The organism is Arsenicibacter rosenii (genome assembly GCF_001870735.1).
GTDB classification, from domain to species: Bacteria; Bacteroidota; Bacteroidia; order Cytophagales; family Spirosomataceae; genus Arsenicibacter; species Arsenicibacter rosenii.
Genome location: NZ_MORL01000013.1, coordinates 120,281 through 144,017, shown reverse-complemented (window position 1 = coordinate 144,017; position 23,737 = coordinate 120,281). Strand labels below are relative to the sequence as shown.

The window sequence follows — 23,737 nt, the reverse complement described above, 5'->3', positions numbered from 1 at the left end:
AAAACTCTATATCACGCAACTTGAATTAGCAATTAATAGCTTCTGCATAGTCGGGATTACCGGTTAGCCGTAGCGATTTAGCTCTGAACGCTGCTGCGTGAGATGAAAGTTTGTAAATTAGTTGCCAGTCAGAGATTGGCTGACGTAGGAGATTAGGATATACTATCCTCAATGAGGGGGAAGGCAATAAAGAATATTGATTATTAAGTAAGTATTGGGTTTATCCTGGCCCTTAAGGGCGTTGGTTGCGCCAGACAACAAAGTATGCCTGTGGACCTTATAAGACAGGCGATAAATAACAGGACGGTTGTGCTCATTGGTCCGTTGCGGTCGGCACTAGAAACGACCTCGTTGAGAAGATAAATGGTACAAGGTAAATTCTTTGACACGAAAATTATTAACATGACTTACAGTTTAGAGCGGCTTATTCAGGATTTCGAAAGGGGGAAACGAGTAAAATACCTTTTTTTCTGGGGCCATCAAAAAAGCAAAAGTGGTGATTTGACCGCATCTTGTTTTAGCCAGTGGTGGACTTCGCCATTTGTTGTTAATCAGGTGAGGTATAATACGGCTGAACATTGGATGATGGCTCAAAAAGCCTTGCTATTCGGCGACAAAGAAATTTATGACAAAATTATCCTTGCTAAATCGCCCGCAGAAGCCAAAACGCTTGGTAGACAAGTTCAGAATTTCGATGAGGCTACCTGGAATGCCAAACGATTTGCCATCGTAGTTGAAGGGAGTGTACAGAAGTTTAGTCAGCATCCAGATCTGAAGGATTTTCTGCTTAACACTAAAGAACGAGTATTGGTCGAAGCCAGCCCGGTAGACAGGATTTGGGGAATTGGCTTGGCGGCTGACAGCGAGAAGGCTGAAAACCCCAGGCGTTGGAACGGCTTAAATCTGTTAGGTTTTGCGTTAATGGAAGTGCGCGACATACTGAAAGGCTAGTAGGGGTCGAGGGGAGTTTTCCGGCGACAGGGAGCACGTCCCGAAGTAAGTTAAACCAAATAAGGGTGTAATGGTTGATGATATCTCTGTTATGTTGACTTGTTCACTTATCCATCAGCCATTTGGCGTGCGACAGCGGAAACGCCTGAATAATTTTGATCTTATTCACTTTCAAATGGCAGCAATTGACCAGTATAAGCATCGACTTATACATACCATTGAATGTCCGGCAGATGATGATTTTGTTTACGGTTCGCCAACCCGAACGATTGCCATCTACGAATTATTAGAGGATATCCCATCCAGCGAAAAGGATTTTGACGGTAAGACCGGAGACATTTTAGTGGGCGGTGGCAGCGGAGAAGCAATGGCTTTACGTATCTCAATCCCTGAAGTCTTTGTTGACGGTGATGAGAGAAGGCAAGTTTTCAAACCATTTTGGAGTTCAGCTTTTGCTTATAAGGTTGGGGTTGGCTTCCGGAAAATTGGCTGGAAACCCGGCGAGTCGGATTTAGAAGCCTGGCTGGTTAATTATGTAGTTCAAGAGGTTTTATTGAAGGATAATCGATAGTCTATGCTCAACCTGGGCAGCTTTCCGTCGAAAGGGAGCACCTCCCGGAGGGAGAGGGTTTATAGCCCAACCCATTGAGAATGTAAAGATTGTTATTACGTTTGTTATCTTCTGTTATTTGCCAATTTATATATATTAACCCTCATGGTCGGTGGTCAGGCCTAAGATGGGGATGTATTTCGGCGGCCGGCCGACGCGGGCCACGACTCAGACGGCGAGCTTTTAAGCGTCCATTTCCGCTCTTTTGGACACGGGAATCGTCCTTTTTGGTCGCTTTAGGTTTTCCATATCGGACTAGTCTGCTACAGCGAAAACGCTCCGATTGGTCAGGTTTAGGCTTTCGTTTTAGGGTTATGCATAACCAGACAAATGCCTCAGTTATCCAATCTTGATATTATTAACCTTTTGTATTGTGAATTGGCAAAGAGACAAAAAGCGTATAATCACCTACTCACCCGACAAATTACAGGCTTTTGAAGTAATAATGTATGAGTGGATTGACAACCTTAATTTTACAATTGACCCCAAAGAATGCATCGACAATGCCGGTGAATATATTGCCGTAGTGAAAGGAACGTTTTTAGAAGCGGGTTGGGACGGCGATGGAGAAGTAGAACTCATGTGGATACCTCCCTTTATGTTTAAAGGAATGAGAACACCAGAATTTACAATGGGCGTAACTATCTGGCACGTTAAACAACGCGACGATGGACTTTCCTGGCTACTAACCCCTATTGAATTACCTTGCCAATCAGAATTTTGATTTTATGTATGCCGTTTCTCGGTCGACATGCAGCATGTCTTGCAGGAAAGTGGGCTGCCCAACCAAACAGGGGTAAATGTTAACGCTCCGTATGTTCAGGGATGTCGCACCCACATCCATCAATCCCCATTGGGCGTAATGTAAACTACCCTCAGCAAGTAACTTCTGCACTACGTTGATGATTCTTCCGGATGGATATAGTCACTCGGTGTCATTCCGTACTGCTTTTTAAACTCTTTGCTGAAATATTTCCGGTCACTGAAGCCGACGGCATAGGCAACTTCGTAGATGGTCAGCTGTTTCTGCCGGAGCAACTGAGTGGCTTTCTGGAGTCGTACGGATTTGACAAAATCATTGACCGACATATCCGTCAGAGCCTTTACTTTTTTGTAAAGCACGGTCCGGCTCATGCCCACTTCGTTGGCCAGCATATCTACGTCAAAGGCAGGATTGTCGAGGTTTTGCTCGATGGCGTGCATGGCTTTTTTCAGAAACTGTTCGTCGACGGTGCTGACCTGAATTTCCTGTGGTTGCAGCGTGATCTCGCGGCTGTAGCGTTGCCGCATTTTTTCGCGGGTAGCCAGCAGGTTGCGGACGTGCAGGCCCAGCACCTGCAGGCTGAACGGCTTGGTCAGATACACATCGGCGCCCATGGCCAGTCCGTTTACCTGATTCGCTACGGCGCTTTTTGCGGTCAACAGAATTACCGGAATGTGGCTGGTGCGTTCATCGGCCTTCAGCTTGTTGCAGAGCGTAAACCCATCCATTTCCGGCATCATCACATCGCTGATAATCAGATCGGGAATCAGTTCGATGGCCGTTTCCCAGCCACGCTGTCCGTTGCCGGCTTGTATAACCTGATAGGTGGGGGCAAGCGCATCGGCCACAAACGCGCGGACAGACGGGTTGTCTTCAATATATAAGATGGTGTATTGCTTCGGCGGGAAAGGACCTGAGTCTGTGTCCGGTAAAAGTGGCTCGAAATCAATGGCTTCCGGTTGATCAGGCAGGCCATTAGTTACTACATGCTCCTGCATGAGAGCGAAATCCGGCGAAGGCCGGTCATCGGACTGAACCGGAAACTGACCGGAAAAATGGGCCATTCCGGTTTTGAGCAACACCGTAAAACAGGTACGGTTCTGGTGAGGGTCTGCTGCCAGTTGACTTTCGACAGAAAGCTGTCCGCTGTGGAGCTCCACGATGGTTTTCGCCAGGGCCAGCCCGATGCCGTACCCCGTATTCTGGATGCCGTGATCATCGACCTGAAAGAAGTTGTCGAACAGCTTATCCAGAAATTCAGGAGCAATCCCGCGACCATTGTCTGTAATCTGAACCGAAATCCGGTCGTGACCGGCTTTTATCGCCAGGTCGATGCTCCCGTTGTCCGGTGTAAACTTATATGCGTTTGACAGCAGGTTGAAAAAAACCTTTTCCAGCTGCTCGCGATCGGCATAAACTATGATTGATTCGTGGTCGCAGCAAAAGGTGGTATTAATGTTTTTGGACAGGGAAACTTCTCTGAAAAAGGCATAAATGTCGGTCAGGAAAGGGACCAGATCAAATTTTGTGATATGGAGCTTCAGGTGATTGGTTTCGGCTTTCCGGAAGTCCATCAGTTCGTTGACCAGTTTGAGTAAGCGGTCGGCGTCATGCTGCACATAGCCGAGTTGTTGCTGCACCAGCGGGTCTTCTTTACGGGCGAGCATGATGCGTTCGATAGGGCCGGCAATGAGCGTAAGGTGCGTCCGGATCTCGTGTGATACATTGGTGAAAAAGTTCAGTTTGATCTGGTTCAGCTCGTGGTCGCGTTTCAGCAGGGCACGCAGGACGAAAAACCGGATAATCAGGGCGATGATACCGGCAATGACCAGCGTATAGATGAGATAAGCCCACCACGTTTTCCAGAATGGAGGCAATACCTCGATTTGCAGCTGAATCGGGGCACTCCACAGGCCGTCGTTGTTGGCTCCCTTTACCCGGAAGGTGTACTGACCGGCCGGGAGGTTTGTGTAGGTGGCAGAGGGAATCGTTGCCTGTCGCCAGTCGTTGTCGAAACCATCCAGTTTATACGCGTACTTGTTTTTATTGGGCTTGATAAAATTCAGCAGCGCAAAATCAATCGTAAAGACGTTCTGATCATGCCGGAACGTCAGCTGCCGCGTCAGGCTGATGTCCTGATCAAGGAGCGTATGCCGGTCGTTGGCCAGCACCGGCGTATTGAACAGCCGCAGGCCGGTAATAACTACCGGAGAGGCCTGCCGGAAAATGCTCAGGCGTTCCGGATTGAATGCGGTGATGCCCTGATACCCGCCGAAAAACAGTTCTCCGGCTGCTGTTTTCAGCGAGGCATTGTAGTTGAAGTCATTGCCCGCCAGCCCGTCGCTGGTGGTGTAGTTGATAAAGGTTTCGTGCGTGGGGTCGAAGCGTGACAAACCGTTGCCGGTGCTGATCCAGATCCGCCCCCGGTTATCTTCCTGAATCGCCGCAATATCGTTGTTAGGCAACCCGTCGCGTGTGGTATAGCCTTTGGTGGTCTGACGAACCGGGTCATACAGAAAAATACCCTCATGCGAAGTGCCGATCCAGAGCCGGCCGTGCCGGTCTTCTTTCAGGGCGTTTACATTAACATGTTCCAGCACAGAGCCCCTGATTTTCTGTACGGTTTTCCGGTCAGGGCCGATCTGGAAAACACCCCACGAGGAGCCGATCCAGATTGTCCGGTTCCGGCTTTCAATCAGCACCTTAACGCTTGACCGGCCAATGGTCTGCTCCTGATCGGGCATGAGCTGAACAGGTAAAAGGGGAGGCACCGCCTGCCGGAACGCAAGCAGCCCCTGATTGGTGCCTACCAGAAATAAGCCCTGACTGTCTTCGAGCAGCGACAACACTTCTGCGTTTGGCGTTTGCGGATCGTTTTGATTCAACAGAAAGTGCTCAAAAGTATGGGCGCCGGGAGCGAGCCGGTTGAGCCCCCCGCCGTGCGTACCGGCCCACACATTTCCGTGTCGGTCCTGATAAACGGTTTTGATCAGATTAGAGCCCAGTGATGCCGGTTGTGACGGGTTGTGTTTGTAAGCCGTAAACCGGCCGGTCTGCCGGTCAAGGTAATTCAGGCCACCCCCTTCGGTGCCAATCCAGAGGTTTCGGACGGGGCCTTTGGTGTGCCGGTCTTCGACAAACGAACTGACCACATCATCGCTGAGCGCACCCGGCTTACTGGTATTCTGAATGGTAGTAAAATCGGTATGATGCGCGTACGAAACATTGACCCCGCCATAATAGGTACCAACCCAGACGGAGCCCTGATTGTCCTCAAAAATGCTGTAGACCGAGTTTTTGTTCAGGCTTTTCTTATTGAGCGCATCATGCTGGTAATTGTCGAAACTCGCTTTGCCGGGGTCAAAAAGGCTTAGTCCTTCCTGGGTGCCAATCCAGAGGCGGCCACGGGAATCGGGCAGCATCTGCCGGATGTTATTGTGAACCAGTCCGTCTGGCTCACTAACGGAATGGGTGAAGCGGGTAAACGTCTGGTTATCGGGATTGTACCGGTGAAGCCCGCCGCTGATGGTGCCTATCCACAGGGTGTGCCGGTTATCGCCGGTAATGGCCGTAATGTAATTATCGGCCAGGCTCTCACGGACGGCGTTGTCGTGCCTGAACGTACGGACGGTGATCTTGCCGCCTGTCCGGGTCATTTGAGCCAACCCTTTGGTCGTACCGATCCAGATGGTGCCGGTATGGTCCTGAAAAATGGACCGGATGTTGTTATCGGGCAACCCGCTGGCGGTCGTGAATACCTGAAATCGCATGTGCTCCGGATCTTCCAGGCAGTGAAGCCCGTTTGTCGTACCGATCCACAGCCGTCCGCTGCGATCTTCGGACAGACAACTAATGACATTACCGGCGAGGCTACCCGGCTGGTCACGTGCCACGATACGGGTAAATGAATCCGTCAGCGGATTATATCGGTTCAGCCCGTTCTGGGTGCCGATCCAGAGCTTTTTGTGCCGGTCAGACAACAGGCAGAGGATGTAGTTACCGGTCAGCGAAGTCGTGTCGCCGGGAATAGTCCGGTAGTTTTTGAAGGCAAAGCCATCAAAGCGGTTCAGCCCGAGGCGGGTGCCAAACCACATGAAGCCCCGATAGTCCTGGGCGATAGACAGCACCGAGTTCTGCGACAGACCATTTTCCGCTGTCAGGTGCTCAAACGCAGCTTTTTGTGCGTACCCCGCACGGCCGGCCAGACCGGCCAGACTTATTACAAGCCAAAAACTTGTTAGCCTGATCCAATTATGTGAAACGTTGAGCATAAGAGCGGGAAAACCCTGAATTAAGACAAGAAAAGCCGATTAAAGTTAAAGAAAATACAAAAACAACCCTATTCCGGTACGATTTTACCCCCTTGTTTCTGCGTCGTTCCGTCAATTTTGCCGTAAACCTGCCGGAGAAGTTCTGCGTTCGGCCAGCAGAAAAAAACCAGCAGCGCATACTTGACGAAAACCAACTGAGACGCATGAAACAAATTGTACGAACCCCATTTTATCAGCATTGCCTGTCGCTCGGGCTGCTGATTCCGGTGGTAGGTGTTTGCGGTTTCCAGGACCTGCTGGCAGCCGCGCCTCCGAAACAGAAAACCGTGCTGGTCGCTAAAGCCACGGCCGAAACAACCGTTTCCGGTGTCATTACCGATGAAAACGGGAAGGGCTTGCCGGGCGTCAGTATCCAGATAAAAGGTACTGCGCGCGGAACCACATCAGATGCCGGCGGCAACTATAAAATCTCCGCTGATAAGGGAACGACCCTTGTCTTTTCATTTATCGGGTATGTCCGGCAGGAGATCGTCCTCGGCGACCAGACCGCGCTGAACATTACGATGGCTCCCGATGCCCAGTCGCTCAGCGAGGTCGTTGTGGTGGGCTACGGGACGCAGAAAAAAGTGAACCTGACCGGGTCGGTCGCTACCGTTACCGCCAAAAATATTGAAGCCCGGCCAGTCACCAACGTATCGTCGTCGCTGGCAGGGCTGGCGCCCGGGGTGTTTGTGCGGCAAGGCTCCGGCAAGCCGGGTTCCGACGGGGCAACGATCCGTATCCGGGGAACGGGTACGCTCAACAACAGCGACGCGCTCGTGATCATCGATGGCGTACAGGGGTCGATGGATGCCGTTAACCCGAACGATATTGAAAGCATTTCGATCCTGAAAGATGCCGCTTCGGCGTCAATCTACGGGTCTCTGGCCGCCAACGGGGTCATCCTGATTACAACCAAAAAGGGCTCTCCGAAAAAAACAACCGTTACGTATACAGGCCTGATATCGTCGGCACGCCCGAGTAACCTGCCCGATTTTGTGTCGGACTATGTGCGTTACATGCGGTTGTTCAACGAAAGCAACCGGAACGTCGGCGTAGCTGAAACCTATTCGGCCAACACGATTTCGCTGTGGGAGGCCGCGCAGAAGGACCCGAACGGCATTGCCGCCAGCGGTTTTCCGAACTACGTAGCCTACCCGAATACCGACTGGGCAAAGTGGGTCTTCCGCAATGAGGTGGTACAGAACCACAACATTTCCGTCAACGGCGGCAGCGACAAAGCGTTGTATAACGTATCGCTGGGCTACCTCGATAACCGTGGGGTAATGCAGAATACCGGTATCAGACGGTACCAGCTACGGGCTAACATTGAGTCGAAAATCAATAAATTCCTGACGCTGGGGACGCAGACGTTTGCCTCGACGCAGTCGGCAGGCAAAGCCAATACCGATAACGCGTTTACCTATCTGTGGCAGACCAACCCCGGCATTTATCCGTACTATCAGGGTAAGTATGGTTTCCCGGCGGCGGTTGAGGAACCCACTACAGTAAACAACATTCTGGGGTATCTCGACGGCACCGGCGGCCTCGACCGTACATCGCGTTTCAATACAACCTTGTATGGTGTGCTGACACTGGCCAAAGGCCTGACGCTTGAGCCAAAGGTAAACTACCAGACGCGGTTTAATGAATCGAACTCGTTTGCGTTGCCGGGGCCGGGCGAACGCTGGGACTTCTCGACGAATACCCAGAAGGTACAGCTGACACCGACCGATCAGTTGCGGACCAGTTATGGTTTCAACCGCGATTACCTGCTGACGCTCGATAATGTCCTGCGCTACAACACGACCTTCGGGCGTGACCACGATTTCGGGGCGCTGGTGGGTTATAACCAGTTCTATTTCCGCTATTACGACTTCAGTGCATCTAAACTCGGGCTGATCGACTACAGCACAACGACGCTGGGGTCGGCCGGGGAAACGTCGAACACGGCCGGTGGTCAGGAATATGACCGGGCAATGCGGTCGGTTTTCGGGCGCGTAAACTATGCGTTCCAGTCGAAATACCTGGTGGAAGCCAACCTGCGGTACGATGGTTCGTCGCGGTTTGCGTCGGAGAGCCGGTGGGGGGTATTCCCGTCGTTCTCGGCAGGCTGGCGGATTTCGGAAGAAGCCTTCATGCGCAACCTGGCCGATAAGGTCCAGAACCTGAAACTGCGGGCATCGTGGGGTATGCTGGGTAACAACGCCTCCGGCGACTACGACTACCAGGCTACCTACAGCAAGGTGCCGTATTCGTTCAACAACATTGCGGTAACCGGGCTGGTACAGGCTAAATATGCCAACCCGCTCCTGCGCTGGGAATCAACGGCGGTAACCGACATCGGTCTGGAAGGAGCGTTGTTTAAAAACCGCATGAACGTCGAAATCGACCTGTACCATAAACTGACCGACGGTATCCTGACCACGCCGCCGATTTACCTGACCTCCGGTACGAAAGCCGCACCGACCCAGAACACGGCAGCGGTCCTGAACAAGGGGATTGAACTGACACTCGGCTGGCGCGAAAAAATCGGTCAGGTCGATTTCTCGGTCAGCGGCAACGTGGCGTATAACATCAACCGGGTCACCAACTACCGCGGGACGCTGGCAGAAGGCTACACGACCGACGCCAGCGGCAATAAAGTGTATAGCTCCAACATCGGTCAGGTGTCGAGTGGCGGCGATACGCGGATTCTGCAAGGGCACATGATCAATGAGTATTACCTGCTGGATGTATACCGGGGGAATGGAACCTATTCCAACTCCGACGGAACGGTTAATATCAACGGCGGGCCGAAAGACGGGATGATCCGGACACCGGAAGACCTGGCCTGGGTGCGGGCGATGCTGGCCGCCGGCTACAAATTCCAGCCGGTAGGCACCGTTGGCAAGGGGCAGCTGTACTACGGTGATCTGATCTATGCCGACCTGAACGGCGACGGAACCTACGGCAATAACTTCGACAAACGTTTTACCAATGTCAGTTCAACACCGCGCTACATCGTTGGCCTGAACCTGAGTGCCAACTGGAAAGGATTCGATTTCTCGATGCTATGGGCCGGTGCCCTGGGGATGCAGTACCTCTACAATCAGGCAGGGGTAAACAACACCCGTACCACACTGACGAACTCCATCGGGACCCGCATCGCCGACGACCACTACTACTATAACGAAGGCAACCCAACCGATCCGGCCAATAACGTCAACGCCTCGTTTCCCCGCCTGAAAAACGGTACGGATAACCAGACCAACATTTCCAGCTCATTCTGGCTATACGATGCGTCGTATATCAAGCTGAAAAACATTCAGGTCGGCTATACGATCCCGTCGGGGCTGACAAACCGGATCGGCATGAGCCGGGCACGGGTGTTCTTCTCGGGTGAAAATGTGCTGACCATTACCCGCTTCCCTGGGCTTGACCCGGAAGTCGGCTCGGGCTTAGGCTATCCGACCATGAAACAGTACGCCGCCGGTATCAACGTGACTTTTTAACCGAACAGACGACGAACCATGACTTTGCAACAATACATAGTTAGACTGAATACTTCGGCTATCAGAAAAACGGCGGTCTGCTTACTGGCCGCCATTAGCCTGGGCAGCTGCCGGAACGATCTGCTGGATACGACTCCCTACGGGTCTATCAGTTCCGGAAACATGTGGAACAGCGATAACCTGACCGACCTCGGGGTGTCGGGTGTTTACAATGCCCTGCGGCTGGGTACCCAGACCGGCGGTCCGTCGGAACGGGAATTGTACCAGATGGATGGTCTCGGGTTTACGTCCTATACACGGGGCGGTAACGACCTGATCAACGGTACATCCAACACATCCGGCGGCCGCTACAGCAATACCTGGCGGGAGCTGTACGAAGGGGTACACCGGGCCAACGATGCCATTGCCAACATCACCACCAAATCGCCGTCGGCGGCCGATAAAAAGGCGCGGCTTATTGCGGAGTGTAAATTCCTGCGGGCCTACTTCTACCTGCGCCTGAACCAGTTATATAAGGGCGTTCCGGTGTATCTGGAGCCGGTTTCTGTTACGGAAATGAACCGTGCCCGTGAGACCGAAGCGGCCGTATGGGAGGTGGTGGTTAAGGATTTAACCGACGCCATCAACGAGCCGAACCTGCCGGCCAAATACGCCGCCAAATCGACGGGTTACGGGCGTATTACCAAAGGAGCGGCCTATGCCCTGCGCGGTAAAGCATATCTGTACCAGAAAAAATACGCCGAAGCAGCTGCCGATTTTGCGAAGGTAAAAGACGCGGGCTACAAGCTGTTTGCCGACTATACAAAGCTCTTCAAGGAGGCAAACGAGCAGAGCGATGAAATGATTTTCTCGATCCAGAATACCGGCATTGACACCTACGGGTCAACCACGCAGTGGTATTGCGGCACCCGTTCTTCGTTTGGCTCCTGCTGGAATAACTATTACGTATCGAATCAGGTGGTAGACCTGTACGAGAACAAGGATGGCAGCAAGTTCAGCTGGGATGCCGTTATTCCGGGATACAGCAGCATGCCGGTCGATAAACGGGAAGTATTCTTTTACCGCAACAACCTGACGGCAGCCGAGATCAGTACGGGCCGGTCAAAAGGGCTGGACATGAACCTGTATCTGCCCACCGGCAACGAAGAGCGGATTGCCAAAGCCTATCAGAACCGTGACCCGCGCCTGCTGGCCAACGTCATTGTGCCGTATGCGACGTATCTGGGCCGTCCGCAGAACGGGGCCGATCAGGTATACACCAACCGGTGGCCGTCGCGCAGCGAAACGCCGCCAACGCTCGACTTATTCACCGATTCACGGAGTCAGTTGTTTTACCTGCACCGTAAGTTTGTCTACGAAGGGTCGGTGGAACTGCTGAACCGCCAGTACGGACCAATTGACTTTCCGCTGATCCGGTATGCCGATGTGCTGCTGATGTGGGCCGAGGCGTTGAATGAGCAAGGTAAAACCGCCGAAGCAGTAGCGCTGGTAAACGAAGTGCGTGCGCGGGCAGGCATTGCGTTACTAAACTCCTCGGCGGCTACTACGGTATCAGGGCAGAGCGATCTGCGGGAGCGCATCCGTAATGAGCGCCGGGTTGAATTTGTGAATGAAGGCATCAGCTATTTTGATGAACTGCGTTGGGGAACGTTAAAGGAAAAGGTATTTGCCCCGGGTAGCGGCATTAACCAGATCTGGGGAAGTGTGGTCGTACCGTATACCTGGAAAGATAACATCACTACCTGGCCGATTCCGCAAACCGAAATTGAAATGAATCCGAAACTGACCCAGAATCCGGGTTGGTAGGGATTACCGTCTTCCTCATAGGATGTTAAGTAACGGAAAGGCTGGCGGGGCTTACTTGCCAGCCTTTTTTTGAAAAAAGTCCGGAAAAGGCCTGAATGCCCTATACTGGTGCCGGTGTTCCGGTAGTCGGGTCCGTTATGTTTTACTTTTTTGCTAAACCATTATCTAGTTCAATCCCTACATGAGATCATTGTTGATGTGTGTGCCGGTGGCCGTTTTTTTGAGCATAGCAACCACCCCGCCGGTAACCGAACAAACGTTTATTCAGGAAAATGTGACCCATGCTGATCAAATGCTGAAACGTATGCTGAAAGAAGCCGGCGGACTGGCGTTTCCCCGGTCGTCGAAGCCGGACGGCTCCCTGCGGTCGACCAATATGTATGACTGGACATCGGGTTTCTTTCCGGGAACGTTGTGGTATACCTACGAAGCGACCAAAGATGAAAACCTGAAAAAAGCCGCTATCGAGTGGACCGAAAAGCTGGAGCCGCTGAAAACATTCACCGAGCACCACGACCTTGGGTTTATGATGTATTGCAGTTACGGCAATGCCTACCGGCTGACCAATAACCCGGCCTACAAAGACATCCTGGTACAGTCGGCTAAGTCGCTCAGTACGCGCTTCTGCCCGAAAACCGGCAGTATTAAATCCTGGAACAGGTTTGTGTCGTGGCATGGCGAACCGACGTATACCTTTCCCGTCATCATCGACAACATGATGAACCTGGAGCTGCTGTTTTTTGCCTCAAAAGTCACCGGTGACCCGTCGTTCCGGGAGATCGCTGTCAGGCATGCCGATACGGCGCTGAAACATCAGATCCGCAGCGATTACAGTTGTTATCATGTGGTTTGTTATGATCCTGAAACCGGCAAGGTGCTCGGCCGCGAGACCGCCCAGGGCTATGCCGACAATTCGACCTGGTCGCGGGGGCAGGCATGGGGCATTTATGGTTACACGGTCATGTATCGCGAAACAAAGGATAAAAAATACCTGGAGACCGCCCGGAAAATGGCTGATTACTACCTCAACAACCCGACACTACCGGCCGACAAAATCCCGCTCTGGGATTTCAATGTGGCGCAGGCAGGGTATGAACCGGGCGTTAAGTCGCACACGAAAGAGGTAACTGCTCCGTTGCGGGATGCGTCGGCGGCGGCCATTACGGCCTCGGCATTATTCGAACTGAGCGATTTCCTGGGGAAGGCCGGAGACCGGTACCGGCAGGCGGCCATTACGATGGTACACTCGCTGGCGGGCCCCGGCTACCGGGCGAATCCGGGCGAAAATGCCAACTTCCTGCTCAAACATTGTGTCGGCAGTATTCCGCATGGTGTCGAAAAGGATGTGCCGCTGGTTTATGCCGACTATTACTTTGTTGAAGCCCTGAACCGGTATCAGAATTATCTGAAGAAGAGTTGACTGGGGGTTTGGTTCTCGCTTCTGAGGTAGATCTTGCCGAGTGTATCGTTCAGCCCCAAACTTCAGTTTGGGGCTCCTGACAAGCTTTCGGAACCGGCCTTACATGGCTATGGGTGTTGCCGTGACGCAGTATATTCGTGCTTCGATATCAACACCATGCCTGTTTGAAAGGGATGTCCGCCAGCATCCCTGAGCTAAAGCACAGGGATGGTTTAGCAAGGGCAAACTCTTACAAGGATGGCTCTTGAAGGAAATGAAGTCAGGCAATCAAAAGGATATAACAAAACAGTACCACGTGCTTTTATGAAAAAACTTTTCTTTTTATTCGCTTTCTGCTGGTCGTGTGCTAAAAGCAGCGAACCAAAGCCGGTGTCGCTGCCCGATTCCGACGACACTCCGCTGGCACAGACGTTTATCAAAGACGGCTACAAACGGGTCTGGCAGGATGAGTTCAACGGGACGGCCCTCGACCTGACCAAATGGGAATACCGGCAGGCCGGTGTTGTCCGGAATCTGGGACGGGTAGCGAAAGAAACCGTTTCGCTCGACGGCAAAGGTAATCTGGTGATCCAACTGCTGAAGACCGACGGCGAATACAAAATCGGGCAGATCGGCACCGAAAAAACGTATAAAACCAAATACGGTTACTACGAATGCCGCGCCCGTATGAACCACGAACCCGGCCCCCACGTTGCCTTCTGGCTGCAATCGCCGACGCTGGGGAAATACCTGAACGATCCGGTCAGGTCGGGCACGGAGATTGACATCTTTGAGTACCATCGCAAAGAACCCACAACCGTACACCATAACCTGCACTGGGATGGGTACGGGACGGATCACAAAACAACGGGACAGAAAACTACGACTCCGTCGATTGAAACCGGATTTCATACGTTCGGGTTGCTCTGGACGGAGAAAGAGTACGTTTTTTACGTAGACGGCAAGGAAACATGGCGCACGACGACGGCCGTTTCGAACGTTGACGAATACATCATTCTGAGCCTTGAACTGACCGGCTGGGGCGGCGATCCGGCGAAGGCTACCTTGCCGGATGAGGTAGTGTATGATTATGTCCGGGTCTATCAGAAGCCGTAGCGAAAACGGGAATGGAGACGGGTAGGGCGGGTATTTTCTCCGTTTTCTGCTTCCGCCATTCCCCCTTTTTTCGTAATTTAGGGGTATGAATGACACCCAAACGGCGGCCGCGTTACTGGCCAAACGTTTCCCGTTTACCCCTACGGCGGGCCAGTTGCAGTTCTTCGAACAGATTGGTCAGTTTATTACTCCTGAGGAATTTGAAAACTACCGTGACTGCTTTCTTCTGCGCGGTTATGCCGGTACCGGTAAAACCACATTGATCGGTACACTCATCAAAGTATTGCCTCGTTTCGGGTTGAAATCCATCCTGTTGGCGCCCACCGGCCGGGCCGCCAAGGTGATGTCGGGCTATGCGAAAAAGCCCGCCCAGACCATACACCGGAAAATCTACCGGCAGGTCGCCGACCCGTCGTCGGGAAACCTGAGCTTTCAGCGGCAGAAAAATTACCACGAAAATACACTGTTCATTGTCGATGAGGCCTCCATGATCTCCGACGAAGCCGAATTTGGCGGTAAAGGCCTGCTGACCGACCTGATTGAATATGTTTTCGAAAACGACGGCAATAAACTGATGATCGTGGGCGACACGGCCCAGCTGCCGCCGGTCGGGCGCGACATCAGCCCGGCGCTGGATCAGGAGTTTCTGCGCCGGACGTTCGATATGGTCGTTACGGAGCAGGAACTGACCGAAGTTATGCGGCAGGACGAGGCATCGGGGATTCTGCATAATGCGACGGAACTCCGCCAGCTGCTGACGCGGGGCAGCGGCGATCCGCTGGCAATCCGGCTGGCAACGAAGCCTTTTCGTGACATTTATAAAATGCCGCTGGCGAAGCTGGAAGACGGCATCCGGTATGCCTACGGGAAATACGGGCGCGAGAATACGGCCATTGTCTGCCGCTCCAACAAGGTTGCGGGCCAGTTTAACCAGTTTGTGCGGCGGGTGATCAACCAGTGTGAAGATGAGCTGGATGCGGGCGACATGCTCATGATTGCGCGCAACAACTATACGACGCTGGATGAAGATTCGCCGGCGGGTTTTCTGGCCAACGGCGAGTTTGTGGAGGTGATGCGTATCCGGAAGACCGAAGAAATTCACGGCCTCCGGTTTGCCAACGTAACGCTCCGTCTGGTCGATTTTGAGGAGCAGAATGATTTCGAAGCGAAGATTATCCTCAACACGCTGCATTCGGCCGCCCCGACGCTCACGAAGGAAGAGCAGCGGGGGCTGTACGACAGTGTGTCGAAGGATTATTTCTACATAAAGTCAAAAAAAGAGCGTGCGGAAGCCATCCGGAAAGACCCGTATCTGAACGCGCTGCAGGTCAAATTCGCCTACGCCCTGACCTGCCATAAAGCCCAGGGCGGGCAGTGGAATGCGGTCTTTGTCGATCAGGGCTTTTTGCCGGACGGACAGGTAAATCAGGAGTTTATCCGCTGGCTTTACACGGCCATTACCCGTTCGACCAGTGAATTGTTTCTGATGAACTTCAACCCGCTGTTTTTTGAATAATCGTTAGTTTTGACAGCATATGGCAGGTCAGCATCTTATCCGCTTCGATTGGGCAATCAAACGGCTTCTCCGGCAGAAGTCCAATTACGTAATTCTGGAAGGGTTCCTGTCGGAGTTGTTGCGTGAAGACATCCGGATTGAACAAATCCTGGAGTCTGAGTCAAATCAGGAAGCAGAGTCCGACAAGTTTAACCGCGTTGATGTATTAGCGTTAAACGAGAAAAAGGAGCTCATTATCATTGAAATACAAAATAACCGCGAGCAGGATTACTTTCAGCGTATGCTCTACGGGGTCGCCAAAACCACCGCAGAGCACATGCAGCTGGGGCAGAAATACAGCGACATTAAAAAAGTCTATTCGGTCAATATCGTCTATTTTGATCTGGGTCAGGGTGAGGATTATGTCTACCACGGTAAGACGGAATACAGAGGGATACATGCCAATGATGTACTGAGTCTGTCGGCCAAACAAAAGGAGTTATTTAGTAAGGAGGCGGTATTTCAGTTGTTTCCTGAGTATTATGTCCTGAAAGTGAACCGCTTTAACGACGTGGCAAAGGACAAGCTCGACGAGTGGATTTATTACCTGAAAAACAATGAAGTTAAAGATGAGTTCAGGGCCAAAGGATTACCGGAAGTGCGCCGTAAACTGATGATTGACTCGCTGAGTGAGCGTGATCGTGCGGTTTATTACCGGCATTTGGATAATAACCGGCTGGCATTGAGTGTACTGGAAACGGCGCGCATGGAAGGGAAGGACGAGGGGCTGGAAGAAGGCAGACACAAGGCGCAGGCGGATATGATTCGCCGGATGAAAAATAAGGGGCTTGATGAACAGACGATTTCAGAACTGACCGGATTGACTGTTGACGAAATCAGGGCGTTAACAGGAGATTGAGCACCGGAAATACCTTTATAGTTAAAACCGTGTTACTTTGTGGCACGGTTTTAACCATTTTCTGATCACTGACAAATGAGTGCTTTGCCTTTTGGTGCGCTGTTCGATATGGACGGCGTTATTATCCATAATCACCAATACCATACAGACTCCTGGCTGGCGTTTGCTGCCCGGTATGGTCATACGATTACACACGAGGATTACGCCCGGTACATCAACGGTCGCGTTGCCAAAGAATCCCTGCCGTTTGTGTTTAAACGGGCATTGACCCCTGACGAAGTCGTCGCCCTGACGGAAGAGAAAGAAGAAATCTACCGCGCGCTGTACGGCCCGCATCAGGTACCGACTACCGGCCTGTTTGCGTTTCTGGACGACCTGAAAGCGAACGGTGTCCGGATGGCCGTGGGTACCTCCGCGCCTGTGAGTAATATCAGCTTTACGCTCGACGGTATCGGGGTCCGTCCGTACTACGATGCGGTGGTGGATGCATCGATGATTCAGCATGGAAAGCCCGACCCCGAAATATACCTTACTGCCGCCGCCCGGATCGGGGTTACGCCTGACCGCTGTGTTGTTTTTGAAGATGCGTTCTCGGGCATCGAAGCCGGCTTGCGTGCCGGGATGAAGGTCATTGCCCTGGCCACAACGCATACCCGCGACGAGCTGGCTCAAACCGGGGCATCTTTGATTATCGACGATTTTACACAGTTAACAGCCGGCATGATGATCGCAATCATCACCGGAGCCTGATAGCTGATATACTTTCCGTGATTTACCCGCTTTTTCTTTGACCGTACGCGTCAGCCCGGTGCGAATGAACACGCAGGCGTAGTTTTTTTATAAACATTCCGGTGTAGAGAAAGCGCCCGTAAGTCACTCATTAACTGTACAGTTTCATGAAATTAGGTATTGAAATAGGAGGTACTAAACTCCAGATAGTGACCGGCGATAATACCGGCAAAATAGTCCAGCGCCACCGGTTTGTCGTAGATAAAGTAGCCGGTGCCGGTGGTATCCTGACGCATATTGAAGAAACCATTCGTCAGTTACGTCAACCTGTTTCGGCTATCGGCGTTGGTTTTGGCGGACCGGTAAACTGGCAGACGGGTCAGATTGCGACTTCTCACCAGATTGAAGGCTGGTCGGGATTTAATCTGGGCGAATGGCTGTATGAGCTCACCGGTGCACCAACCATCCGGATCGAGAATGACGCCAATGCGGCCTCGCTCGGCGAGGCCTTACACGGAGGTGGTCGCGGGTTCAAAAACGTGTTTTACGTAACAGTCGGCAGCGGCGTGGGCGGAGGTATGGTCATTGACGGACAGATTTACCACGGAGCGGTGCCCGGCGAGGCCGAAATCGGTCACCTGTGGCTGGTGCCGCCCGGCGACGATTTTCCGGGGCAGACTGTCGAACAAACGTGCTCAGGCTGGGCGGTTGATCAGCAGATCCGGGAACTGCTGCCGCAACTGCCGGCCGACTCGCCGCTGAAACAACTGGTGGGCGATCAGGTAGGGGGAGAGGCACGTTTCCTGCATCCGGCCTATGAGCAGAATGATCCCGTGGCCAATATGCTGATCACGCAGGTGGGCTCGGTACTGGCTCTGGGTCTGTCGCATGTGGTACACCTGTTCCACCCCGACGCGATTGTGATCGGCGGCGGATTGTCACTGATCGGCGAACCGCTGCGGGCGTCAGTCCGTACGGCGTTGCCACGGTTTGTGATGAAGGCGTTTCAGCCGGCGCCGGTCATTCTGATGGCTAAGCTGGGTGAAGATGCGGTACCGGTTGGTGCCCTAAGTATGGTATAACTCAACTTTATATGTCTTATTTTACAGAGTACCTGGCGCAGCAAAAAGCCGCCTATGATTCGATTCCGGCCGAAAAAGTGGCGCATCTCGTCGAGTTATTAAAAAAATGCTGGGCCGAAGACCGTCAGTTGTTTGCTTTCGGGAATGGAGGCAGCGGGACGAATACATCGCACTTTATCACCGATCTGGGCAAAAGTTCGTCGGACAAACTGGGCAAACGTTTCCGGTGTCTGTCTCTGAACGAAAACGTTGCCTGGATTACCGCTCTTGGCAACGATTACAGCTATGAAGACGTGTTTGCCGGACAACTGCAGAACTATGGTCGCCCGGGTGATCTGGTCCTGACGATGAGTGTCAGCGGCAGCTCCCCGAATCTGGTAAAAGCCATTCAATGGGCCAAAGACAACGGCCTGACTACCATCGCCCTCGTCGGCGGCAAAAAAGGTAAACTGGCAGAAATTGCCGACGAAGTCATTGTGATTGATTCGGAGCACTACGGCCGCGTCGAAGATGCACACATGACAATTTGCCACATGCTCTGCTATTATTTCATCGAAAATACTCCGTAGAGACGCAATATCTTGCGTCTCATCCAGCGTAAGCAACCGGAAGCTGATTTTTCAGTAGGTTGCTTACGCGGATTTAATTAGGCATTCCTTATACCGGCGCAATTTGAGACGCAAGATATTGCGTCTCTACTCTCTACCGCTAGCTATAGCGGTCGTTGCGCCACGGGTAAGCGGTGTTGGAATAGCCGCGTTCTTCCCAGAAACCAAGGCGGTTGCCGTTCAGGAATTCAATGCGTTTAATCCATTTTGCGCCTTTCCAGGCGTATAACTGGGGGGTGATCATGCGGAGCGGACCGCCGTGCTCGCGGGTAAGCGGCTGCCCGTCGGCCGTATGAACGAGCAACACATCCGGTTTCAGGGCTTCTTCCAGAGAAATATTGGTGCTGTAGCCATCGAAGCCGTAGCACATGACATGCGTGGCCGACGCTTTGGGCATTACCAGCGCGGCCAGATCCATAAACCGCACCCCAACCCAGGGAACATCCAGCCGCGACCAGGTCGTTACGCAGTGAAAATCGCTGGTATCCTCGACCTGGGGCAAGGCCATAAAATCTTCCCATTTCAGCCGGATCGGCGCTTCTACTTCACCATCAACCGACAGCTGCCATTTGTCAAGCGGAATGTGGGGCTGATAGCCCAGATCAAGTACCGGCCATTTGGCCGTCACTGTCTGGCCGACCGGCACCTGGGGCATGCCATGGCGGTTGGTCGGGCCTTTCCCGCGCGGTGCATCATCAGCCAGCGACGGTGTGTTGGCCATTTTTTGGTCAAAACGGCTTTTGAGTTTCATCCGCGCCTCAATGATGCGGTCCAGTTTATCGTTTGCTTCCATGTTAGTCCTTATTCGACTGCATAACATTCCGGAGTTCCCGTTGGTTTCTGTTCAAAAATCTGCTTGTAACTGATTTTCGATGGAACTTACCAAAGGTTACGAATCAATGCTTTCTGTTGCTTTACAGACGTTTTCTGTTGCCAAAACCAGATTTATCTCAATATTCTCCATCACAAAGCTGCGAAAAAAAATTACCTCCCGATTAAACGTTGGGTGGCTGGTTGCCTCTAACCGATAGAAACAACAAAAAAGCGAAATAATACCATGAAAAAGGCAATCCTGACCATCGCAACGTTAGCCCTGCTCACTACCGGAACTGTATTGGCGCAACGCGGCTATGACCCGAATTATGACAACCGCAACCGCTATCCGAATCAGGGTATGCAAAACCCACGTGCCGATGATGCACGGGATGAGTACCGGATTGACCGGCTGGATGCCATCGTTGGCCTGACCCGTCGTCAGGAACGTGAGCTGCGCCGCATCGAAAACCATTATGACCGTCTGGGCCTGATGCCGGGCAACCGCCTCGATCCGCGCGAGTTTCAGCGGCTCAGCTGGCAGAAACAGCATGATGTAATGGATGTGCTGACACCGGCCCAACGCGATAGGTTATATACCTACCAGCACAGTAACCGCTACAACCGTGGGTATGACCGCGGCTATGACCGTGACCGCGGGTATGGCTATCCTGACCGTGGTGGTTATGGTGGCCGTGGTAAATAATCCGGTGTTGCGATTGGTTAACTATCTATAAACAAAAAGCCCGGGGCAGCGCCCCGGGCTTTTTGTTTATAGATGATACTACGTCTAGCCTTATACCAGAACCCCGGCTTCTGCCACTTCCATGTGTCCGTCAGGGTTCAGACCGGTCATCTGTACGCGCATAGTTTCATTAATCAGCAGCGGGTCGTATTTGGCAATCACCCGCACATAGTTTTCGGTGAAGCCAAACATCAGTCCCTCGTTGCGGTCGGCATTCTCGGCGTCTTCTTCAAATAAGACAGTCGCCTCGCGGCCCACCTGCGTTTCGTAGAAGGCCCGCCGTTTTTTATCCGACAGAATATGGAGCATTTTTGACCGCTCAGCCCGCTTATTTCCCGGCACTACCGGCTTGATGCTCAGGGCGTGGGTATTCGGGCGTTCCGAGTAGGTAAATACGTGCAGATACGATACCGGCAACTCGTTCAGGAAGGTATACGTTTCTTTAAACAATTCGTCGGTCTCGCCCGGATGCCCCACAATGACGTCGACACCGATGCAGGCGTGCGGCATCAGTTCCTTGATCTTAGCGACGCGGTTGGCATACAACTCCCGCTTGTAGCGGCGACGCATGAAACCCAGTACGGTATTGCTGCCCGATTGCAGCGGTACGTGAAAATGCGGGACAAACCGCTTTGATTGGGCCGCAAAGGCAATGATTTCGTCGGTGAGCAGATTGGGTTCGATGGATGAAATCCGGAAGCGCTCGATCCCCTCGACTTCATCCAGGGCCTTAATCAGATCGAAGAACGTTTCCGTGCGCTCGCCGTTGTGCAGACCGAAATCGCCGATGTTTACCCCCGTCAGTACAATTTCCTTTACCCCGCGGGCAGCAATGTCCTGTGCGGCCTTCACCACATTCGTAATGGTATCAGACCGGCTGCGGCCCCTCGCCAGTGGAATCGTACAATATGAACACGGGTAGTCGCAACCGTCCTGCACCTTCAGAAACGTGCGGGTCCGGTCGTTGAGCGAGTACGAAGCGTGGTAGTCGATCACTTCCTCAATCGACGAATTGAAGACGCGGGCCTGTCCCGTCGGCTCCTTTTCGAACGAATGGATCAGCTCATGCAGCCGGAATTTTTCGGCCGCTCCCAGCACCACGTCCACCCCCGGAATGGTAGCAATTTCCTGTGGTTTCAGCTGGGCATAGCACCCGAGAATGGCCACGTAGCCGTCCGGATTGATTTTTTGTGCTTCGCGGACAATTTTCCGGCATTTTTTATCGGCATTGTCAGTCACGGAGCAGGTGTTGATGATAAAGATGTCGGGCTGCTGGTTGAATTCGACCCGTTGATACCCTTCGCCTTCGAGAATACGGGCGATGGTAGAGGTTTCCGAGAAGTTCAGCTTACAGCCTAGTGTATAGAAAGCAACTTTTTTCATGAAATATGGCGAACCCGTAATCCGGTGATTCGTTAACGCTCATGCAAAAGTACAAATTTTTGTCGGTAGGGGTTCCGGTCAGGTCAATCAGGATGAAAAATAGGCAGGTCAACAGCCAGATTATCAACGAATAAAATAGTTAGGCGTTATTTTATCCGTTTTAGCGGTTTTTTTGCTGCAAATTCCGGAAAAGAGGATTCAAAAGGCAGGATGTATGGCTACGAAATTGCTATATGATAAAAAACTGGTTAAAATTAAAATTGCATGAATGGGAAACAAAATCTTAAGTATTATTGTAATAAACGAATTATTATTGTAATTTTTCTAAAAAACAGTCAAAAAATATGGTGAAAATCACAATGAGCATATATTTATTTTGTGAAATGCTTATTACATTTGCGAAACGATGTTCGTTTGATTCTTTTACCAGGTACTTAATCTCCCTCAGTAAACCATGTCAAAAGCTAAACTTGAGTACATTTGGCTCGACGGTTACAAGCCTACACAAAGTCTTCGTTCTAAGACAAAAATTGAGAACAACTTTTCAGGTAAATTAGAAGACTGCGGTATGTGGTCTTTCGATGGATCATCAACTGAGCAGGCTCCGGGCGGTTCGTCTGACTGTTTGCTGAAGCCGGTATTCATCTGCCCTGATCCACAGCGTAAAAACGGTTACCTTGTTATGTGTGAGGTACTGAACGCGGATGGTACGCCACATGAAACAAACGGCCGTGCTACGATCGAAGACGACGACAACGATTTCTGGTTTGGCTTTGAGCAGGAGTACTTCCTGTGGGATGAAAGCATCGATAAGCCGGTTGGTTTCCCGGCGGAAGGTTTCCCTACGCGTGGTCAGGGTCCTTACTATTGTTCAGTAGGGGCTAAAAACGCATACGGTCGCTATATTGTTGAAGAACACCTCGACGTATGTCTGGATGCAGGTCTGAACGTAGAAGGTATCAACGCCGAAGTAGCAACCGGTCAGTGGGAATTCCAGATTTTCGCAAAAGGAGCTAAAGAAGCTGGTGATCAGATCTGGGTTGCCCGTTATTTACTGGAGCGCATCGGCGAGAAATACGGCGTTTCAATCAACTGGCACTGCAAGCCGCTGGGCGATACAGACTGGAACGGTTCAGGTATGCACGCTAACTTCTCAAACAGTGTACTGCGTACAGCCGGCAGCAAAGAAACATACGACGTGATCTGCCAGGCATTTGCTCCTGCCGATATCATCAAGGCACACATGGATGTATACGGTGCTGATAACCACCTGCGTCTGACCGGTAAACACGAAACTCAGTCAATCGACAAGTTCTCGTATGGTGTATCTGACCGTGGTGCGTCAATCCGTATCCCGATCGCTACGGTAGAACGTGGCTGGAAAGGCTGGCTGGAAGACCGCCGTCCAAACTCAGCGGCCGATCCGTACAAAGTAGCTGCCCGGATCATTACAACGGTAAAATCAGCTGCAGTTTAAGCTTCAGTTGCCTTTATAAATTAGAATTACGCAATTC

General features: G+C 52.0%; 17 protein-coding genes. 14 read left to right on the top strand and 3 right to left on the bottom strand.

The features are described from left to right. Positions 1 to 402: 402 nt before the first annotated feature. From ybiA to BLX24_RS20620, 3 genes are all read left to right on the top strand, one after another. Positions 403 to 951, top strand: a complete 549-nt coding sequence (gene ybiA / locus BLX24_RS20630) for a riboflavin biosynthesis intermediates N-glycosidase (RefSeq protein ID WP_071505102.1) — start codon at positions 403 to 405, stop codon at positions 949 to 951. 70 nt (positions 952 to 1,021) lie between these two features. Then, positions 1,022 to 1,522, top strand: coding sequence for a hypothetical protein (locus tag BLX24_RS20625; protein ID WP_071505088.1), 501 nt, complete (start codon positions 1,022 to 1,024; stop codon positions 1,520 to 1,522). Positions 1,523 to 1,934: 412 nt separating this feature from the next. Then, positions 1,935 to 2,285, top strand: a complete 351-nt coding sequence (locus tag BLX24_RS20620) for a hypothetical protein (protein ID WP_071505087.1) — start codon at positions 1,935 to 1,937, stop codon at positions 2,283 to 2,285. Positions 2,286 to 2,455: 170 nt separating this feature from the next. Here BLX24_RS20620 and BLX24_RS20615 read toward each other — a convergent pair whose 3' ends face one another. Continuing rightward, positions 2,456 to 6,595 carry a hybrid sensor histidine kinase/response regulator transcription factor gene (locus tag BLX24_RS20615; protein ID WP_071505086.1) on the bottom strand — a complete coding sequence of 1,380 codons (4,140 nt, stop codon included), beginning with the start codon at positions 6,593 to 6,595 and terminating at the stop codon, positions 2,456 to 2,458. A gap of 203 nt (positions 6,596 to 6,798) precedes the next feature. On the opposite strand from BLX24_RS20615, the gene BLX24_RS20610 reads away from it, so the two are divergent. From BLX24_RS20610 to BLX24_RS20570, 9 genes are all read left to right on the top strand, one after another. Continuing rightward, positions 6,799 to 10,128 carry a SusC/RagA family TonB-linked outer membrane protein gene (locus tag BLX24_RS20610; RefSeq protein ID WP_083422087.1) on the top strand — a complete coding sequence of 1,110 codons (3,330 nt, stop codon included), beginning with the start codon at positions 6,799 to 6,801 and terminating at the stop codon, positions 10,126 to 10,128. A gap of 18 nt (positions 10,129 to 10,146) precedes the next feature. Beyond that, entirely contained in the window at positions 10,147 to 11,934 is a 1,788-nt protein-coding gene (locus BLX24_RS20605) for a RagB/SusD family nutrient uptake outer membrane protein (RefSeq protein ID WP_083422086.1), read from the top strand. Between the two features lie 181 nt (positions 11,935 to 12,115). Then, on the top strand, positions 12,116 to 13,354 hold the full coding sequence (locus BLX24_RS20600) for a glycoside hydrolase family 88 protein (RefSeq protein WP_071505085.1): 1,239 nt from the start codon (positions 12,116 to 12,118) through the stop codon (positions 13,352 to 13,354). Between the two features lie 303 nt (positions 13,355 to 13,657). Further along, positions 13,658 to 14,449, top strand: coding sequence for a glycoside hydrolase family 16 protein (locus BLX24_RS20595; RefSeq protein WP_177225881.1), 792 nt, complete (start codon positions 13,658 to 13,660; stop codon positions 14,447 to 14,449). An 85-nt stretch (positions 14,450 to 14,534) separates the two neighbouring features. Further along, positions 14,535 to 15,965 carry an ATP-dependent DNA helicase gene (locus tag BLX24_RS20590; protein WP_071505083.1) on the top strand — a complete coding sequence of 477 codons (1,431 nt, stop codon included), beginning with the start codon at positions 14,535 to 14,537 and terminating at the stop codon, positions 15,963 to 15,965. Positions 15,966 to 15,984: 19 nt separating this feature from the next. Beyond that, entirely contained in the window at positions 15,985 to 16,863 is an 879-nt protein-coding gene (locus BLX24_RS20585; protein ID WP_071505082.1) for an Rpn family recombination-promoting nuclease/putative transposase, read from the top strand. A gap of 75 nt (positions 16,864 to 16,938) precedes the next feature. Then, on the top strand, positions 16,939 to 17,613 hold the full coding sequence (locus BLX24_RS20580; protein WP_071505081.1) for an HAD family hydrolase: 675 nt from the start codon (positions 16,939 to 16,941) through the stop codon (positions 17,611 to 17,613). A 146-nt stretch (positions 17,614 to 17,759) separates the two neighbouring features. Continuing rightward, positions 17,760 to 18,674, top strand: a complete 915-nt coding sequence (locus tag BLX24_RS20575; protein ID WP_071505080.1) for an ROK family protein — start codon at positions 17,760 to 17,762, stop codon at positions 18,672 to 18,674. Positions 18,675 to 18,685: 11 nt separating this feature from the next. Further along, entirely contained in the window at positions 18,686 to 19,243 is a 558-nt protein-coding gene (locus BLX24_RS20570; protein ID WP_071505079.1) for a D-sedoheptulose-7-phosphate isomerase, read from the top strand. Positions 19,244 to 19,382: 139 nt separating this feature from the next. On the opposite strand, the gene BLX24_RS20565 is transcribed toward BLX24_RS20570, so the two are convergent. Then, positions 19,383 to 20,075 (bottom strand): sulfite oxidase-like oxidoreductase, encoded by a 693-nt coding sequence (locus BLX24_RS20565; protein ID WP_071505078.1) that lies wholly within the window; start codon positions 20,073 to 20,075, stop codon positions 19,383 to 19,385. Positions 20,076 to 20,339: 264 nt separating this feature from the next. On the opposite strand from BLX24_RS20565, the gene BLX24_RS20560 reads away from it, so the two are divergent. Next, a complete protein-coding gene (locus BLX24_RS20560; RefSeq protein WP_071505077.1) occupies positions 20,340 to 20,801 on the top strand; it encodes a hypothetical protein in 462 nt (153 codons plus the stop codon). Between the two features lie 90 nt (positions 20,802 to 20,891). On the opposite strand, the gene mtaB is transcribed toward BLX24_RS20560, so the two are convergent. Further along, positions 20,892 to 22,223: a tRNA (N(6)-L-threonylcarbamoyladenosine(37)-C(2))-methylthiotransferase MtaB gene (gene mtaB / locus BLX24_RS20555; RefSeq protein WP_071505076.1), complete on the bottom strand. Its 1,332-nt coding sequence runs from the start codon at positions 22,221 to 22,223 to the stop codon at positions 20,892 to 20,894. 454 nt (positions 22,224 to 22,677) lie between these two features. On the opposite strand from mtaB, the gene BLX24_RS20550 reads away from it, so the two are divergent. Continuing rightward, on the top strand, positions 22,678 to 23,700 hold the full coding sequence (locus tag BLX24_RS20550; RefSeq protein ID WP_071505075.1) for a glutamine synthetase beta-grasp domain-containing protein: 1,023 nt from the start codon (positions 22,678 to 22,680) through the stop codon (positions 23,698 to 23,700). Positions 23,701 to 23,737: the final 37 nt, after the last annotated feature.